General features: G+C 72.7%; 12 protein-coding genes and 1 pseudogene. 6 read left to right on the top strand and 7 right to left on the bottom strand.

Annotated elements, in window-relative coordinates; genetic code table 11:
* Nucleotides 1-14: 14 nt before the first annotated feature.
* Nucleotides 15-197 (bottom strand): integrase core domain-containing protein, encoded by a 183-nt coding sequence (locus tag J5Y04_RS42915; protein ID WP_374106045.1) that lies wholly within the window; start codon nucleotides 195-197, stop codon nucleotides 15-17.
* Nucleotides 198-1,062: 865 nt separating this feature from the next.
* On the opposite strand from J5Y04_RS42915, the gene J5Y04_RS16855 reads away from it, so the two are divergent.
* Nucleotides 1,063-2,691, top strand: coding sequence for an alpha/beta hydrolase (locus J5Y04_RS16855; RefSeq protein WP_209412839.1), 1,629 nt, complete (start codon nucleotides 1,063-1,065; stop codon nucleotides 2,689-2,691).
* 67 nt (nucleotides 2,692-2,758) lie between these two features.
* Here J5Y04_RS16855 and J5Y04_RS16850 read toward each other — a convergent pair whose 3' ends face one another.
* Complete coding sequence (locus J5Y04_RS16850; protein ID WP_209412838.1) at nucleotides 2,759-6,016, bottom strand: BTAD domain-containing putative transcriptional regulator; 3,258 nt, start codon at nucleotides 6,014-6,016, stop codon at nucleotides 2,759-2,761.
* 443 nt (nucleotides 6,017-6,459) lie between these two features.
* Between J5Y04_RS16850 and J5Y04_RS16845 the strand changes: the two genes are divergently transcribed.
* The 3 genes from J5Y04_RS16845 to J5Y04_RS41835 all read left to right on the top strand — a co-directional run bounded on the left by J5Y04_RS16845 (nucleotide 6,460) and on the right by J5Y04_RS41835 (nucleotide 8,707).
* Nucleotides 6,460-7,386 carry a hypothetical protein gene (locus J5Y04_RS16845; RefSeq protein WP_209412837.1) on the top strand — a complete coding sequence of 309 codons (927 nt, stop codon included), beginning with the start codon at nucleotides 6,460-6,462 and terminating at the stop codon, nucleotides 7,384-7,386.
* 288 nt (nucleotides 7,387-7,674) lie between these two features.
* A complete protein-coding gene (locus J5Y04_RS16840) occupies nucleotides 7,675-7,992 on the top strand; it encodes a hypothetical protein (protein ID WP_209412836.1) in 318 nt (105 codons plus the stop codon).
* 337 nt (nucleotides 7,993-8,329) lie between these two features.
* Nucleotides 8,330-8,707, top strand: a complete 378-nt coding sequence (locus J5Y04_RS41835; RefSeq protein WP_245204904.1) for a hypothetical protein — start codon at nucleotides 8,330-8,332, stop codon at nucleotides 8,705-8,707.
* 379 nt (nucleotides 8,708-9,086) lie between these two features.
* Here the strand turns inward: J5Y04_RS41835 and J5Y04_RS43980 are convergent.
* The 3 genes and pseudogenes from J5Y04_RS43980 to J5Y04_RS16825 form a co-directional block, all read right to left on the bottom strand.
* Nucleotides 9,087-9,209 (bottom strand): annotated as a pseudogene (locus tag J5Y04_RS43980) (hypothetical protein); the annotation flags it as partial.
* 959 nt (nucleotides 9,210-10,168) lie between these two features.
* On the bottom strand, nucleotides 10,169-11,020 hold the full coding sequence (locus tag J5Y04_RS16830) for an NAD(P)H-binding protein (protein ID WP_209412834.1): 852 nt from the start codon (nucleotides 11,018-11,020) through the stop codon (nucleotides 10,169-10,171).
* A gap of 277 nt (nucleotides 11,021-11,297) precedes the next feature.
* Nucleotides 11,298-12,179, bottom strand: a complete 882-nt coding sequence (locus tag J5Y04_RS16825; protein ID WP_209412833.1) for an SDR family oxidoreductase — start codon at nucleotides 12,177-12,179, stop codon at nucleotides 11,298-11,300.
* Nucleotides 12,180-12,264: 85 nt separating this feature from the next.
* On the opposite strand from J5Y04_RS16825, the gene J5Y04_RS16820 reads away from it, so the two are divergent.
* The gene (locus J5Y04_RS16820) at nucleotides 12,265-12,843 is read left to right on the top strand and encodes a TetR/AcrR family transcriptional regulator (RefSeq protein WP_209412832.1); all 579 of its coding nucleotides are present in this window, start codon (nucleotides 12,265-12,267) and stop codon (nucleotides 12,841-12,843) included.
* 492 nt (nucleotides 12,844-13,335) lie between these two features.
* Nucleotides 13,336-14,133, top strand: coding sequence for a hypothetical protein (locus J5Y04_RS16815; RefSeq protein WP_209412831.1), 798 nt, complete (start codon nucleotides 13,336-13,338; stop codon nucleotides 14,131-14,133).
* Between the two features lie 108 nt (nucleotides 14,134-14,241).
* Here J5Y04_RS16815 and J5Y04_RS16810 read toward each other — a convergent pair whose 3' ends face one another.
* Together J5Y04_RS16810 and J5Y04_RS16805 are read right to left on the bottom strand one after the other, a co-directional pair.
* The gene (locus tag J5Y04_RS16810; protein WP_209412830.1) at nucleotides 14,242-14,859 is read right to left on the bottom strand and encodes a hypothetical protein; all 618 of its coding nucleotides are present in this window, start codon (nucleotides 14,857-14,859) and stop codon (nucleotides 14,242-14,244) included.
* 13 nt (nucleotides 14,860-14,872) lie between these two features.
* Nucleotides 14,873-15,466, bottom strand: coding sequence for a hypothetical protein (locus J5Y04_RS16805; protein WP_209412829.1), 594 nt, complete (start codon nucleotides 15,464-15,466; stop codon nucleotides 14,873-14,875).
* Nucleotides 15,467-16,067 lie beyond the last annotated feature (601 nt).

Raw genomic sequence — 16,067 nt, 5'->3', positions numbered from 1 at the left:
TAGACACTCGCCTGTTATGCGACCAAGTCCAGGTTAGTAATACTCCTGACGTGCTGCCGCTCGTAGTCGACCGGGCTGCGATAGCCGAGGGCGGAGTGCCGTCGTTTGCGGTTGTACCAGGCCAGCCAGGCGAACACCGCCACACGGGCCTGCGCCCGGGTCAGCCGGCGTGAGCCGTAGAGCAGTTCGCGCTCCAACGGCGGCGGGAGCGGAGCCGCGGATCGGCTCGGGGTAGAGAAGCGCGGCAGTGTCGAAGGCGGCACGAACCATGTTCACGGCCGTGACCGGAGGTAGGGCGGTGCTGGTCAGCTCGCCGTGCGCGAGCTTGTTGCGCAGCAGCCGGCCGGCATCGAGCCGGTCCGCGAGCCCAGCCGTGACGTGGTCAGTTGGCTCAGTCGATCGGCCGGAGGGTCGTCCTCGCCGGCTACGACCCCCGCCCGGGATACCTGAGCCGGTGCCGGTTCGACGCGGCAGCGGCCCGAACCGGCCAGCCTCCGTGGACATTCGTCGGTGAATGTCGATGGCGTCCCGCGACTCCTCCCCCTTCACGCCCAGCCGTCGCACTCCCGGAGGTTTGTATGTTTTCCCTGGCCACGCAGGAAGGAAGCCGTCGAACACCACGTCGCCGCCGTCCTGCGCAAACTCGGTACCACCCGCGACCGACTCGCCCGCCCGCAGGACCCCCCGATGCCGTAGCGGCACGGGAGGAGCCTCGGCGCGCATCCGGTGAGACGCATTCCGACCTCGACAACCCAGCCCCTGCTGCCCGAGCCCACGCATCTACCTGAACGCAATGGTCAGCGCCCACAGGGGAATTGCGGATGCCTCCCACGCCGCGCGCGCCGCCGACGAGGTCTCGCGCCAGGCCGCAGCGGAAGCAGTCGGCCACTGGGCCGTATCGGCGGTGCGCCTCCCACCTCCCTGCCGGACGGCGCCTGAGCTGCTGCCAGCGGGATGCCAGCGGTCTGCCAGCGTGGTGCGGAACCGTCGCAGGTGCCGGGCGGTGCGCCGAAACCGAGGAGCGCCTACGACTGCCCGGAGCGTCGACGAAAGGGCACCCGCGTGACTCGCATCTCCCCTCCCACCGGCCCGGCCGCAGGACCGCGCCGACCCAGGGCCTCCCGCACCACGAACCGTCGAGCAGCAGCCTCCTGGCGGCCCGTCGCCGGTGCCGCCGCGGCCGCGCTGCTGGCCGTCGTGTGCCCGACGACCGCGGTGGCCGCGCCGGACACCGCCCCGGTGCCGCGACTCGCCTGGGCGGCGTGCGGGGACGGCTTCGAGTGCGCGACCGCCCGCGTCCCGCTCGACCACCACGACCCGCGCGGCGCCGGGATCGACCTCGCTGTCATCCGGCACCCGGCGGACGACCAGGCGCACCGGATCGGCTCACTGTTCTACAACCCCGGTGGCCCGGCCGTGGCCGGCACCGTGGCCCTGCCCATGATGCTCGGCCAGTTCCCCGAAGAGGTGCGCCAGCGCTTCGACATCGTCAGCTTCGACCCGCGTGGCACCGGTGGCAGCGCTCCCGTCCAGTGCTTCGACAAGCCGGCGGACGAGCAGGCCCTGCTGGCGGGCACGGCCGCCGGCTACCCCGAGGGCACGGAGCAGCAGAACGCCTGGGCCGAGGCCTACCGGCGCCTCGCCCGGCAGTGCGCGGCCCGCAACCCCGCCCTGCTGCCGCACATCTCCACCGCCAACGTGGCCCGGGACATGGACCTGCTCCGCCAGGCGGTCGGCGACCGGCAGCTCAGCTACCTGGGCACCTCGTACGGCAGCTACCTCGGCGCCACCTACGCCAACCTGTTCCCCGGCCGGGTCCGCGCGATGGTCCTCGACAGCGCCCCGGACCCGGTGGCCTGGTCGACCGGCCGCGGAGACCAGGCCGCCACCACGGGCACCCTGCTGCGCAACGGCAGCGACGTGGCCGCCGGCCGCGTCCTGGACGCCTTCCTCGACCAGTGTGGCCAGGCCGGCACCCGGACCTGCGCCTTCTCCGCCGGAACGGCCGCCGCGACCCGGGCCAGGTACGGCGAGCTGCTCCAGCGGCTGCGCACCCGGCCGGTCGTGGTCGGCGGGGCGACCGTCACCGCCGGCTCGGCCGTGGAGGCGACGATCACCTCCCTGTACGCCACCAACCCCGTCGGGAAGCTGTCCATCGGCTGGAGCCGGCTCGGTACCGGGCTCCAGACGTTCTGGACCGCCACCGAGACCCTCTCCGCGCCGGGCACCCCGCTGCCACCCGTCCCCCGCCAGTCTCCGGACCAGGCGCTCGCGCTGGTCTGCTCGGACAGCACCAACCCGACCGCCCGGGCCGACTACCCCGCTCTGGCCGCGTCCGCCCGGGCCCGCTCCGGCGAGGCCGGCCCGTACTTCGCCTGGGCCGACGAACGCTGCGCCGACTGGCCCGCCCGGGACCGCGACCGCTACGACGGCCCCTGGAACCGCCCGACCGCCCGGCCGGTCCTGGTCGTCGCCAACACCGGTGACCCGGCCATGCCGTACGAGGGGTCCCGCGCGATGGCCCGCTCGCTCGCCCGCGCGCGGCTGCTGACCGTCGACGGCTACGGCCACACCGTGCTGGCCAACCCCAGCGACTGCGCCGCCGAGCACGAGACCCGCTACCTGATCGACGGCATCCTGCCCACCCCCGGTACGGTCTGCGCCCCCACCAAGCCGCCGTTCAGCGGCTGATCGCACATCCGGTCGGCCGCGCCACCCTCCCCCGGGGGCGCGGCCGACGTGCCCCCCGGGGGATCGGTCAGCCCGCCTCCAGGGCGAGCGACTCCGGTCGCGACAACGCCCGGCCGCGCTCCCAGGCAGCCCGAAAGCCGGCCTCCCCGAGGGCCTCGGCGCAGCCGTCGAGGACGGCCCGCAGCTCCGGATCGCCCACGTCGTGGGCCCCGCGCAGGCCGTACGCCGCGCCCAGTGCCGCCGCACCGCGTGCCGCCTCCCCGAGGTCGAGGCAGTACTCGGCGTACCCCTCCAGTACGTCCGCCCGCACCGGCTGGTCGCCGCTCCCGGCGGCCAGCTCCAGGGCACGGCGGTGCAGCGGCCCGGCCGCGTCCGGCGCGCCGCGCCGCTGCTGGGTGCGGGCCAGGCTGGTGTGCAGCAGGGCGAGCAGGTGCAGGCGCGCGGGGGCGCCGGGGCCGGTCCCGGGAAGCCGCTCGAGCCGCCGCAGCGTCTCCTGCTGGCCGTGCAGCGCTGCCTCCAACTCCCCCTCGCGCCGGGCGAGGTCGCCGAGCGCGTAGCGGGCGGCGGCCTGCAGGTGCGGGTCCCTGGCCCGTTCGGCTGCGGCCAGCGCGCGCTCCAGGTCGGCCCGGGCCGCGGCCGGTTCGCCGCAGCGCGCCCGCAGCCGGCCCGACAGCAGCAGTGACAGCGGCGCCTCGCCGGAGCCGCCCATCTCGGCGTCCTGTTCACCGGCCTCCGTCAGCGCCGCGAGGGCCTCGTCGGCCGCGCCGGTGACGGACAGCAACGCGGCGAGCGTGACCAGCGCCATGGCCAGCCCCCAGCGGTCGCCCAGGGCGCGGAAGCCGTCCACCGCGGTCCGCAGGCAGTGCTCGGCATGCCCGATCCGGCCCGCGCCCAACTCGATCCGGCCGAGCACCAGATGGGCGGCGGCCCGTATCCACCGGTCGGGGTGCCCGGCGAACCGCTGCGCCGTCGCACCCACGGCTTCCGGCGGCCCCGCCATGGCGAGCAGCAGCGCGGCGGCCAGGGCGACCGGGTGATCGGCCTGCTGTGCCGTGACCAGCGCCGCGCCCATCGCCTCGGGCGGGATCACGGCGTCACCGCTCTCCCGGAGCGGGGCGGTGAGCTGGGCCAGGATCACGCACAGGGCGTGTGCCTGCTCCAGACCGGGCGGCGGGGTGCAGCCGTGGGCAGCGAGAACGGCCACCGTCCGTTCACCGGCCTCACGGCCCTGACCACGCATCAACCAGGGCCAGGCCCGGGCGGCCGCCAACCGCAGCGCGTGCCCGGGCGGGCCGACAGCGACCGCCCGGCCCAGTGCCGCGTCCAGGTTGCCCTGCTCCGCGTCCAGCCGGGCCAGCCAGCCGATCTGGCCGTCCGTCCGCAGGCGGGGTTCGGCGTTCTCGGCGAGCTCGACGAAACAGCGCAGGTGGGCGGCGCCGGTTCGGCCGTCCTCGCACGCCTTGACGAGCCGTTCCGCGGCGTAGGCGCGAACCGTCTCCAGCAGCCGGTAGCGCACCGTGCCGGTCTCCCGGCCGACGGCCACCACCAGGGACTTGTCGACCAGGGAAGCCATCAGGTCCTCCACGGCCGTCGGGTCGGGCGCCGGCTTGCCCGGCCAGTCCCCAGCGCAGACCAGGTGTGCGTCGGGGAGGGTCGCCCCGCCGGCGAACACGGAGAGCCGTCGCAGCAGGACGCGCTCGTCCTCGTCGAGCAGCTCCCAGCTCCAGTCGATGACGGCGCGCAACGTGCGGTGCCGGTCGGGAGCAGTGCGTGAGCCGCGGTCCAGCAGCCGGAGCCGGTCGTGCAGTCGCGCCGCGACCTGTCCGGGGCTCAGGGCCCGCAGCCGGGCCGCCGCCAGTTCGAGGGCCAGCGGCAGGCCGTCCAGCTCGCGGCAGATCCGGACGACCGGCTCGACGGTGTCGTGGTCCAGCGTGAAGCCGGGGCAGGCTGCGACAGCCCGCTCCGTGAAGAGGGCGACGGCCGGGTGCGCGAGCGCCTCCTGCGCGGTGGAGCCGGGCTCGGGCACGGCGAGCGGTGTCACCGGCCAGAGCGCCTCGCCGGTGACGCCGAGCGGTTCACGGCTGGTGGCCAGCACAGTGAGCCGGGGCGCGACGGCCAGCAGGCGATGGGTCAACCGGGCCGCGTCCTCGATCAGGTGCTCGCAGTTGTCCAGGACGAGCAGGACCTCACGACCCTCCAGGGCCCGGATGATCCGGTCGACGGGATCCCCGGCCTGATCGCCGGCGGGCAGGCCGCCGGCCGGCGCACCGGCCTGCGCCGGACGGCAGAGCGCGATCAGCACGGCCTGGGTCACCGCGTCCGGGCCGTTGACGCCCGCGAGTTCGGCGAGCCGTACGTCCGTCGTGGGCGGGGCGGCCCTCGCGGCCGCGATCGCCAGCCGGGTCTTTCCGACACCGCCCGGCCCGGTCAGCGTCACCAGGCGGGAGCGGTGCAGGCGCTCCTTGACCGCTGCCAGCGCCTCAGCGCGGCCGACCAGGGCGGTCAGCCAGAGGGGTAGTGCCGCCCGCCCGCCCGGGAACCCTGCGGGAGCCGGGGCCGGCCTGGGCACCGGCGACTTCGCGCCCGACAGGACTCGCAGGTGGGCGTCCCGCAGTTCGGCCGACGGGTCCGCACCCAGTTCCTCGGCCAGCGCCCGCCGGGTACGTTCGAACACCTCCAGCGCCGCCGCCTGCTGCCCGTTGGCGTGGAGCGCGCGCATCAGCCTGACGGCGGCCCGTTCGCGCAGCGGGTGGGTGACACAGAGCCCGGTGAGCTCGGCGACCAGCCGCGGCAGCGCTTCGGTGCCGCCGAGCGCGAGGAGGGCGTCTGCCCGGTCCTCGACCGCCGCCAACCGCAGCTCCGTCAGCCGGGCCGCCGGCGCGGAGGTGAACCCGGCGCTCGCGGCGTCCGTGAACGGTGCCCCGCGCCACAGTTCCAGTGCCCCCTCCAGCAGCGCGACCGCCTCGGCGAACCGGCCCGCCACCAGCCCCGCCCGCCCCGCGGCCACCCGCTGCTCGAAGTCCCAGGCGTCCACGCTCGCCCGGGGCAGATCCAGCAGATACCCGGCGGGGTGCGAACCGACCACCATCCGGTCGGCCCCCAGCGCCCGGCGGAGCCGGGAAACCAGGGACTGCAGGGCGCCGGCGGGCTCATCCGGCGGCGTGTCCGCCCACAGGTCGTCCACCAGACGCTCACGGGTGACCACGCGCCCGGGGTCGAGAGCCAGCCGCACCAGCAGCAGCCGAAGCCGCGCCCCGCCGACCCCGAAGGCCGCCCCGTCCCCACCCCGCACAACCTGAAGCGGCCCCAGAACGTTGATCCGCACCCCGCCCGCCCCTCACCCAGCACCAGCCAGCATCCAAGATCATTATCCCGATGTCCCGTCAGGCCCGGTGTCGACGAGGTGGAAGAGGTGGTACCCGTCGCCGAGCTGCCAGAAGGGGCCCGGCGTCGGCGAGGTGGCATTTCGAGGATCAGGTTGTGGACCTGGCGGGTGTCGAGCGTGGCCGCATGTGGCGCTGCGGCTCGGACAGGCGGTTCCTGCCCGAGCCACGGTGAACCCTCTGTCAGAGGTTGATCTGCAACGTGCTCGCCGACGCAGGTGTCGCCCACGGCAAGCCGAACATCAGTCAGCTGTGCGCCGGGTGGCCTGGCGCGTGCGGCGGCGCCTGCCCCTGACCAGGCCGAAGAGCGCCGCCGCCGAACCATATGCCCCCGTGTGGCGTCTTCTGCCCCAACATCAACCCCCGATCAAGGAGCTGCCCCACCGTGAAGGTCCACCCCGTTACCGCCCTGTTCCCGATGCTCGGCCCCGACGAACTCCTCGACCTCGCCCAGGAGATCGAGAGCGACGGGTTGACCGAGCCCGTCGTCCTGGACGCGGACGGTGTTCTCCTGGACGGTCGCGGCCGACTCGCCGCCTGCGAACTGGCGGACACTGCACCCCGCTTCACCACCTATCAGGGTGACGATCCGGTCGGCCTGATCGTGTCCGCCAACCGCGACCACCCGAACACCACCCCGGGCCAGCACGCCATGATCACCGCGATGGCACGCGCACTCTCCCCGCACGCGCTCCCGTCCGACCCCGCCCGCTGCGGCATCAGCGTGACCCGGCTGTCCATCGCCACCATCGTGCTCGAACACGCCCCCGACCTCGCCGAACAGGTCCGCACCGGCGCCCTCGCCCTCAACGCCGCCTACACTGCCGTCCGCAGACGCAAGGCCGACGCCAAGGCCCTTCTCACCCAGCACGCGCGACTGCGGCAGCACGCCCCCGACCTCACCGAACAGGTCATCGCAGGCGACCTCGCCCTCACCGGCGCCATCGCGGCCCTCGACGCCCGGCAGGAGGAGGAACACCTCCGCCGGCGCGTCGAGGAGATCGACGCCATCCGCGTCGCCGACGGCGCCACCACGCCGGCCTTCGTCCCGACCGCTGGAGCCGGCGACATCGACTGGCGTCACGCCCATCAGAGGGCCGAGCAGTACCTCGCCCAGCGCCACGATGCCATCCGCCACGTCCAGCACAGCCTGTCCGGCATCGCGGAACTCTGGAGCGCCGTCCAAGACCTCGCCCACCACCCTCGGAGCCCCTACGCCCGGGAAATCCTGAAGGGCCTCACCGGCCCGGCCCGCACCCTCGCCAACCGCCTCATCGCTCTCGAAACCACCTGCGCGACAGGCACGGCCTGACCCGCACCCCGCCGCCGTTACGACCGAGACAGCGATCCGGAAGTCTGCTGCGGCGGCGCGGTAGAAGCGCCGGCCCGCAGCGCACGCATGGGGGCGGCCGGGCCGTGTACGGGCCCGGCCGCTCGCAGGCTTCGCGGGCCGCCAGGACGGCGGAGCAAGGCCTGCCGCGTCGCCGGGGGCGGGTGCGGGGAGTGGTGGACGGCCCTGCGGGGAGAGGCCGGGGTGGGGCCTGGCGGCTCCAGGAAACGGGCGGGGACCGGGGCGGAGCCGGACAGCGAGACGCGGGAGGTGGAGATCACCTGGGCCGTCCTGGCCGCGCTGTTCCCGTTCCGGATCGCCACCGCCGAGCAGCTGCGCCGGCTGCACGCGCCGGACAGCGGCACCGAGAAGATGCGGGCCCGGCTGCGCATGATTCACCTGCCGCACCGCCATGTCGCCTCACTCGCAGAGCACCGCGATCTTCACCGTCCGGCCGGTCACCCGGACTCCCTCCGTCCAGCCCACGCCCTCGAAGTCCCCTCACCACGGAGATCCTGCGTGACTGCATTCGAGCACGGGCACCGCCGACCGGCGGGATCCGGCCGACGGTCAACTTCGGTGAACTGATCAAACTTCGGTGCGACAGGACAACGAACCGGAGGGCGCGGGGCGGGCATCGAGTGTCCCGCCTCAACCGACTCGGTCCCCGTCTCAGGTGATCTTGTCCGGGCCGGCGGCGCTGTACCCGAGGCAGAGCCCGGTCGTCAGCGACGCTCCGGACCTGGCATCGAGCTCTGCGGAGCAACGGTGGGCTTCCGGTCCTGCGGCTGTTCCGCCACTTCGCCAGGCCGATCCTGGGACTACCGGGAGTTGCCGTCTCCCGCGACCGGACACGGCCGCCTCGCTGGATCCGTCGCGGCGACCCGGACCGCAACTGGGGATCGGCCGGGGCGAGACTTCTCCCATGAGAGTCAGATGCCTGCAAATCATCCACCCCGCGGCCGACATCCCAGTCGCGGAGTTCGACGGGGTCCGGGTGGGTGGTGTCTACCCGGTACTGGAGATGGTCACCTACGACATCGATTGCCAGATCCGCGTGCTCGGCCCCAACACACCCGACCCCGGACTGCTCTGGGACCCCGCCGACTTCGAGACAGTGGACACCCGAATACCCCCCGGCTGGACCCTGGTCATCGCCGACGGCCGCACCCGCCTCGCGAACGCCCGCTGGCAGCGTCCCGGATTCTGGACCGACTACCACCACGGCGACCCGCAGGCCCTGGCCGACTACGACCAGGTGAAACGCGAGCTCCTCGCCGCCGCCCCACCACCCGAGTGCTGACCCCTGTGGTGTAGAGGTCTGCGCGGGCGAGCCTGCGCCAGGGCCGGGCGCAGCGGACGGCGATGTCGATGTCCGGCTCGGTGGAGTGGAGTGGAGTGGAGTGGAGGTCGGCGAGTGCGAGGGCGGGTCGATTGTCGGTGGGGGCTCGGTGGAGCCAGCGGCCGCCGGGGGGCGACGATGCCGCAGGGGGCGTTCGCGGCGTACCGGGCGGGGACGGCGTAGCCGAGCCGGTAGCTGTAGAGGTGCCGTAGGCCTGGGCGACGGTGGCGCGGGCGGGGTCGTCGACCATCACGGACAGCAGGGCGCAGTCGACGTCCAGGCGTTCGTACTCGGCGAACAGTTCGGGGAAGTTGGCCTCGATGCAGATCGCCAGGCCTAAGCGGACCCCGTCCACCTCGAAGACCGTCGGCTCCGGCCGGCCGGGGGTGTCGGGGTAGGACAGTTCGGTCTTCGACGGGTACCGCTTGTCGTACCGGGCGATCAGGCGACCCTGGTCGGACACGACGTATTAGGCGGCCGGTCTGCAGGGCCGGCCGGTGATGAACGGGTTGCCGCCGTCGTTGCCGGGCCGGGCAAGGCCGGTGGAGTCGTGGGCGACACCTGCCGGTCAGTCAAACAGCGGCCCGCACAGCCGGTCCGCCCCGGTCCGCCGCCCCCGGGGGGTGTCGCTTCGCACAGCGGACCAGGACAGCCGCAACGCACTACGCGACCGGCGCGGTCGCCTCGTCAATGCTGTCCTGGTACCGCACCGGCTCGAGCGCGGCGAGGATCTGCCGGACCTTTCCCACCGTCAGATCCCGGCCCCGGCAAACGAAGCAGCACCCGGGGCCGTTCTGCCGGTCCCGTTCTGCCGGTCCCGTTCGCACCGTTCCGGGGTCGCGGCGTCCGCCGGCCGTTGGGCAGTGCGGCAGGGGCCCGGAGAACCCGTGCCCGCAAGACACGCACCAGCCCCGCCAACCAGTACGGCCAGGCCGGAAAACACCCACATCTCGGGAAGGGTTTCAGCTGTAACGTGACGTTATGCACTGACTCGCTACCGGAATCCACCGGCAAGAACCCCCTCCCCCGGGCACGGGGCGCAGCAGTGGCAGCGGGCCTTCCGGCTTCCCTGCGGGCCGCCCCGGGCGGCCGGGCGCAGCACGGGGAAACGGGAAGGCCCGCCGACCGCCGACCGCCGAAAAGGGGGGCGTCCGCGGGGCCCGGGGCCCGGCGGCCCCTTCGAGGGGTGGCAGGGGGGTGTCGCCTTCAGCGCCACCGAGGGTCGGGTGACGGGACCGGTGCGGGGGCGAGGAGGAATGGCGGTCTGGCGGCTGGAGGACAGACACGGTCAACCCCGTCCTGCGCGTCGTGGAGACATGGCCGGGTGGGTGCGCCGCTGCGCGTTCCACCACTGTGGCCAGGGCGGGGGAAACCAGAGTGCCGAGCAGGCCGGGCCCCGTACGGCCGGTCAGCACGACAAGCTCAGCGGAAGTCGTCGGCGTGGTCGACGGCCCACTGGGCGTAGGTGCGTGCGGGAGCGCCGGTGATCTTTTCGGCGATGGCGGAGGTCACGGCCACGACGCCGTCGGCGGCGGCCCACTGACTCACGATCGCCTCGGCCACGACCGGATGCATTGTTCTGGCGACTTCCGCGCGGGCCTGCTCCTCGGAGATGTGCTCAACCCGGATATGACGGCCGATGGCCTCGCCGATGTGCTCGACCTGGCGTTGCAGGGTCAGGGACTCGGCCCCGTAGACGGTGTAGGTCTGGTGCGAGTGGCCCGGTTCGGTCAGGGCGGTCACCGCCAGCGCCGCGATGTCCTTCTCGTGCACCGGTGCCGACTGTGCGAGCGGATAGGGAAGGCGGACGACGTTGTCGGTACGGATCGATTCGGCCCACCAGGTGCGGGTGTTGGTCGCGAATGTCCCCGGCCTGAGGAACGTCCAGTCCATGCCGGACCGTTGGACGGCCTGCTCGATCGTGCGGTTCAAGCGGGCGACCGGGTGGCCGGCGTCGGGGTCCAGGACGACCGACACCGACGAGAGCAGGACCACCTGCCGGATCCCCGCGGTGGCGGCCGCCGCAGCGACCTTCTCGATGTCGTAGGGCTTCTGGGGGTCGAGCATTCCGTACAGGAACACCTTGTCGGCACCGTCGAGCGCTGCGGGCAGCGTCTCGGGACGCCCCAGGTCGGCGACGACTGCTTCGCACCCAGGCGTCAAGCCCGCGGCTGGGATCCTACTGACTGCTCTGACCTGCTCGCCGGCGACCAGCAGGCCGTCGGCCACATGACGACCGACGTTACCGCGAGCGCCGAAGACGACTGCCGGCATGATGAAACCTCCTACTTGTCGTGAACATGAATTGCCGCATTGGCGCGGGTCGTGCGAGATGTGTCGCCGCCACGCGGGTGGCGGACCGGCGCCGGCGGGCCTGGTCGTCGGCGATGGCGCGGGGAACAGGTCGGGAGCCGGAGCGCGTGGCCCGCGGGATGTGCGGGTACGAGATGTCGCTGCGGGGAGACGGTCGGTCGCGAATGACATGGGTGAGGGTTTCCCGCCGCCAACGTGAAGCGTCGGCAGCGGGTCCGCCCCGATCGTCGGTCGCCCGTCAGGGCTGGATGTTCTCCAGGTCCTCCAGAAGGCCGGGGTGCTTCGGCTCCCAGCCGAGCGCCTGCCGGGTGCGGGTGCTGGACGAGGGCTGGTCGGCCGTGAAGATCGGGCCGAGCGGGCCGTAGGTCTCCTCCGGCACCGACTCGACCGGCACGCCCAGCCGTCGGCCGATGACGGCCGCGATGTCCCCTACCCTGTCCCCCTCGTCGGCCACGGCGTGCCAGGCGCTACCGGCCTCCGCCTGCTCCAGGGCGAGCCGGAAGAGAACGGCCGCATCGAGCGCATGGACGGCGGGCCAGCGCTGTGTGCCGTCGCCGGGGTAGCCGGAGATCCCGCTCTGGCGTGCGATGTTGGTCAGCAGACCGGCGAACCCGCCCATGCCCTTGTTGTGAACCGTGCGCGGCAGGCGTACGGACGTGCTCCGGACCCCGCGGGAGGCCAGGCCCAGGACCGCCGTGACCGTGCGACCGCGGCCGCCGACCGGCCCGTCGGTCGGCACCGGGTCGGCCTCGGTGGAGGCACGGCCCGGCACCCAGGGCGTACCCGAGACGGTGACCAAGGGGCGGTCGCTGCCGACGAGCTCCTCGCCGAGGGTGGTGAGGGCGGCGGTCTCCTCGGCGACGTTCCCGGCGAGGGCCTCGGGGCTGCTGAAGTCGTTGCCGAAGGCCAGGTGGATCACCCCGTCGACCTGGGCGGCGCCGGAGCGCAGGACCTCCAGATCGGCGAGGCCTCCCCGCAGCGGCTCGGCGCCGGCTGCCTCGGCGGCCTGCACGGAGGCATCGGAGCGGGCGAGCGCGAGGACGGTGTGGCCGTTGCCGAGGAGTTCGGCGACGACGGCGGAACCGATCAGGCCGGTGCCGCCGGTGACAAAGACGCGCATGGGAACCCTCCCAAAGTGATGGGACTCTTGTCCCATCACCCTAGCAGGATGACGGGACAAGAGTCCCATCGCATATGCTGAACCCATGGGTCGATGGGAACCAGGTGCGCGTGAACGCCTTGTCGTGGCTGCGGTCGACCTGTTCACGGAGCAGGGGTATGACGCCACGACGGTCGCGCAGATCGCCGAGCGTGCCGGGGTCACCAAGAGCACCTTCTTCCGGCACTTCCCCGACAAGCGCGAGCTGCTGGTCGCCGGGCAGGAGACGCTGAGCCGGCTGCTGGCCGAGGGGATCGCCGACGCGCCCGGTAACGCCAGCCCGCTCGAGGCGGTCGCTGCCGGTCTCGAGCGCGCCTCGACCGCGATGGGCCCCGGGAGTCGCGAGCTCGCCCCCCGCCTGAAGGCGGCCGTCGCCGCCAGCGCCGAGCTTCAAGAGCGTGACACCCTCAAGACCGTCAGTCTCGCGGCCGCGATGACAACCGCCCTGGTCGCCCGCGGCGTACCCGATCCGACTGCGGCCCTCGCGGGCGAGCTGGGCGTCCTCGCTTTCAAGCGGGGGTACGCCGAATGGGCCGAGGACGACCGTGGCGCCGAGGACGAGCTCGCCGGGTACACCCTGGCGGCCCTGGACGAACTGCGTGCGGCGAGCGCATCGCTGGGCTGACCTGACGAGCATCGTCCGGCGCCGGTGCGGCGGACGAGAAGCGGACCCACAGCCCTTCGAGCCCGCCGGCCCGGTCGGCCCGGTCGGCCGGGTCGGCCGAACCGAGGTGCCGGGTGGGATCGGTGGCGTCGAAGACCTCGGTCTGCCGCGCTCACCACCCGCCGGCACAGTCTGAACCGGCAGGAAGCGGTTCGGTTCGTTGGACAGGGCGCGGGCCGCCCGGAGCTCGGCTGCCGGTTCACCGCTGCCGCCACCTGCTGGATTCGTCAAGAGGTGCTCGCGCATGGTCCTGGTGGCCTCCGCGGTCACCTCTGCCTCCGGGAGCTGGTCGCCCGTGGGCGGCTCCGTCGGAGCGATGGCCAAGCACCCGGGCGCAGACCGAAGTGCCCGCCAAGGCCGGCTGGCCACTGCAGACTCCGGGCCGACGACCTGCCAACTCCCGCCGAGACGACGGGCCGTCGGCCCGGGATGCTCCAGTAGGCTGCGCCGGCCATGGACACGCACGCCGAACCCGAGCAGACCGGGCACGACGCGGTTGCTTCCGGTCCGCCGATCCGGCAGCTCTTCCAAGACGTCATCGCCGACCGCCTGCCGGGCCGCAGGCCACCCCAGGCGGCGATGCTGTTCGACGCCGGGATCGACCCCTTCTGGGACGACCGGAGCTTCCTCGGCGACTTCTACAACGAGATTCTCCACCAGGACACCTGCCGGCCCGCCACCGCCGACGGCCTCGTCCTGCCCGCGGCCCTCGCCGTCGACGACCGGATTCCTGCCCGCCACCGGTTCCAAGCCGTCCACCTGTTGTTCAGGGCTGCCACCGTCGCCGAGCGCCACCTCGCCGAGACCTGGCCGGCCACCCCGCAACACGCCGATCCCGACAGCGAGGCCCGGGCCCGCAGGGCGGTCCAGTCCTACACCCCGGATCTGCTGACCCGCCGGTCGGCCGAATGCCCTGCAGTTCGGCTGGCCCTCGCCGGCCTCGCCGTCGTCTTCCCGGCGGACCGCACCCCGCCCGCCCTGACACCGCGCCTGCAGGGCCTCACGCACCAGCACCCCCAGGGCACCGACATCGGCGACTACGTGCGGTTCGTCCTCGTGCTGGCCGCCCAGGACGACGACCGGACCCTCACGGTGACCGAGAAGCTCACCGACGCCTACCGGACGGGAACAGCGCGCGGAGTGCCGACACGGGCACGAGCCCTCCACCTCCTCGGCCAGATGCTGGCCAAGGTCGGAGCCGGACTCACCCGGCCGCGCGCCGCGCTGGAGGAAGCCGGTCCTGTCCGGTAGGCGCGGGATCGCTGCAGGACTGACCGGAGAGTCCGTCCCGACCAGTGGCATCACGTACCGCTGAGGGCGCCCACCGGGTGTGAGCGCCCTCAGAAGATCCTTCTTGTTTCAGGAGCCGGTGCCAGACGGGGAAGGTCGGCTGACTGCCTCGGGAGCGCCGACGGTCAGCACCGCGTCCTGGCCCTCGCGCCAGGACCTCAATGAATCCCCGGCCTTATTCCGGATCTCCACCGATTCCCCAACTCCTTCTATTCTGGCGACCATCGCCTTTTCGGAGCAGCCGACGGCCGTGAATTTGAAGGGGGAAATCTGGGCGGATGCCTGAGTGTATTTCCCGGCGAGAACATTGCCGGGGAATTCCTGGTGGCTGTCCGAGAACACGCCGCCGGCTGCGGGGCGCTGCGATCCGACCGAGGCGGGAGCGGTGGTGGTCGGCTCGGTGAGCCGGTCCGGCAGAAGCGACACCTGGCAGTTGCCGTTCCTGACGGCGAGGACCACATTGGTGCCCGCGACCTCGGCGACGCCGAGGATCTTGGCCACGCCCTTGGCGGGAGGGGCGTCGACGCTGCCCTGGATGGGAAGGCCGGCCGAGGTGGCGGCCAGGCCGTCCAGCGCCCAGGGGGCATCCTCCGCCTGGGGCGCCTTCCCGCTACTGGTGCACGCGGCCGCGAGCGCGGCGGAGGCAAGGAGCACCACCGCGCCCACGAACCGGCTGGATCGCCGCATGTGCTGAAGTCTCCTAGTTGACCCAGGCGTTGTAGCAGTAGCCTACCGGGTGCTGCGCGCTCCCACCGCCGACGTAGCGATCGCCGACGGCGACGTTGTAGATGTCGTAGTTGTAGACGTCGTACAGCGGGTAGGCCTCCAGGTAGCCGAACTGGCCGGCCGGGACGGGGTACGAGCCGGACTCGGTGTTCGTGGCGGTGTCGGTGACGCTGAATCCGACGGTGCTGGAGACCTTCCACGGGGAGATCGACACGCTCGCCGACCACGTGCTCGCCACCGCCCTGCTCTGGGACAGCGTCAGCGTCATGGGGCCGGGGCCGGTGACCATGTCGACCCGGCCGGTCCCGCAGACCTGTCCGGCGTAGCGCGCGTTGCGGACCTGCGTGTACGGGTCGTCCGTCGTGGCGCTCTGCGACTCCTGGGGCAGCGTGACCCGCGCGGCGTCCGACACCTTCACCACGGGGGTCTTGCGGTCGATGGTCCAGTGGCCGGGCACGGCGCCCGCCGGAAGCTCGGCCGTCGTCGCCGGCACCGGCAGCGAGCCGGTCACGGGCGCCGCCTGGGCCTGCGGCGCCGCCAGTGCGACCATCGCCCCCACGCCTGCCACCGCGCATGCAATTCGAGAAATCGCCTTCCGCATTTTGATGTCCCCTCCGAGTGATTTCGTACCCGGATCTTCCGGACACGTTGAATGTTGTCAGCCGATCCAATCAGGGGCAATCAGATTCCTGGAATTTGAGCTTGAATTGAGCACGCCAGGGTGAGAGGTCACGAAATAACATCCCAATGCGGACACCCCATCCTCCGAGAAATGGAATTATAAATTCCCGCTCTGTGTCTGAAGTGAAGGAAGTTATCCATTGAAATGCAAGTTGCACATGAGCTGCCGAGGACCGTCCCACGACGGCCAGGAGCAGCACAATGCGCCCGGCGTACCTACGGGTCGTCCGCCCCGCCTGATCCCGGCCGAACCGGAACATGCCGACGAGGCGGCGATGTGCGGCGTCAGTGGTCTGGCGGGCCTGGTGGGCAGCCTCGGCGGGGAACGCGGCGACGTCGCGACGGTGGCGCTCACGGTGCAGCGCGTGCTGGAGGGCGGTGCGTGGTCGGGGTCGTGGCGCTCGGCGCGGGTTTCGGCGGTGTGGCCGCGTAGGCGCTGCCACCCTGCGCGGATGGTCGCCGCGGTGGCGACGCCGGCCTCGTCTCCG

It is taken from the genome of Kitasatospora sp. RG8 (genome assembly GCF_017813315.1).
In the GTDB taxonomy this organism is placed as follows: domain Bacteria; phylum Actinomycetota; class Actinomycetes; order Streptomycetales; family Streptomycetaceae; genus Kitasatospora.
Note: the sequence above shows the minus strand (reverse complement) of the source record. Positions and strands in the feature narration are given on the sequence as shown.

Excerpts from the sequence above, each read along its gene's own strand:
- J5Y04_RS41835 (WP_245204904.1), top strand. The coding sequence starts at position 8,330 with ATGAGAGTCAGATGCCTGCAAATCATCCACCCCGCGGCCGACATCCCA.
- J5Y04_RS16830 (WP_209412834.1), bottom strand. The coding sequence starts at position 11,020 with ATGCCGGCAGTCGTCTTCGGCGCTCGCGGTAACGTCGGTCGTCATGTG.
- J5Y04_RS16825 (WP_209412833.1), bottom strand. The coding sequence starts at position 12,179 with ATGCGCGTCTTTGTCACCGGCGGCACCGGCCTGATCGGTTCCGCCGTC.
- J5Y04_RS16820 (WP_209412832.1), top strand. The coding sequence starts at position 12,265 with ATGGGTCGATGGGAACCAGGTGCGCGTGAACGCCTTGTCGTGGCTGCG.
- J5Y04_RS16815 (WP_209412831.1), top strand. The coding sequence starts at position 13,336 with ATGGACACGCACGCCGAACCCGAGCAGACCGGGCACGACGCGGTTGCT.
- J5Y04_RS16810 (WP_209412830.1), bottom strand. The coding sequence starts at position 14,859 with ATGCGGCGATCCAGCCGGTTCGTGGGCGCGGTGGTGCTCCTTGCCTCC.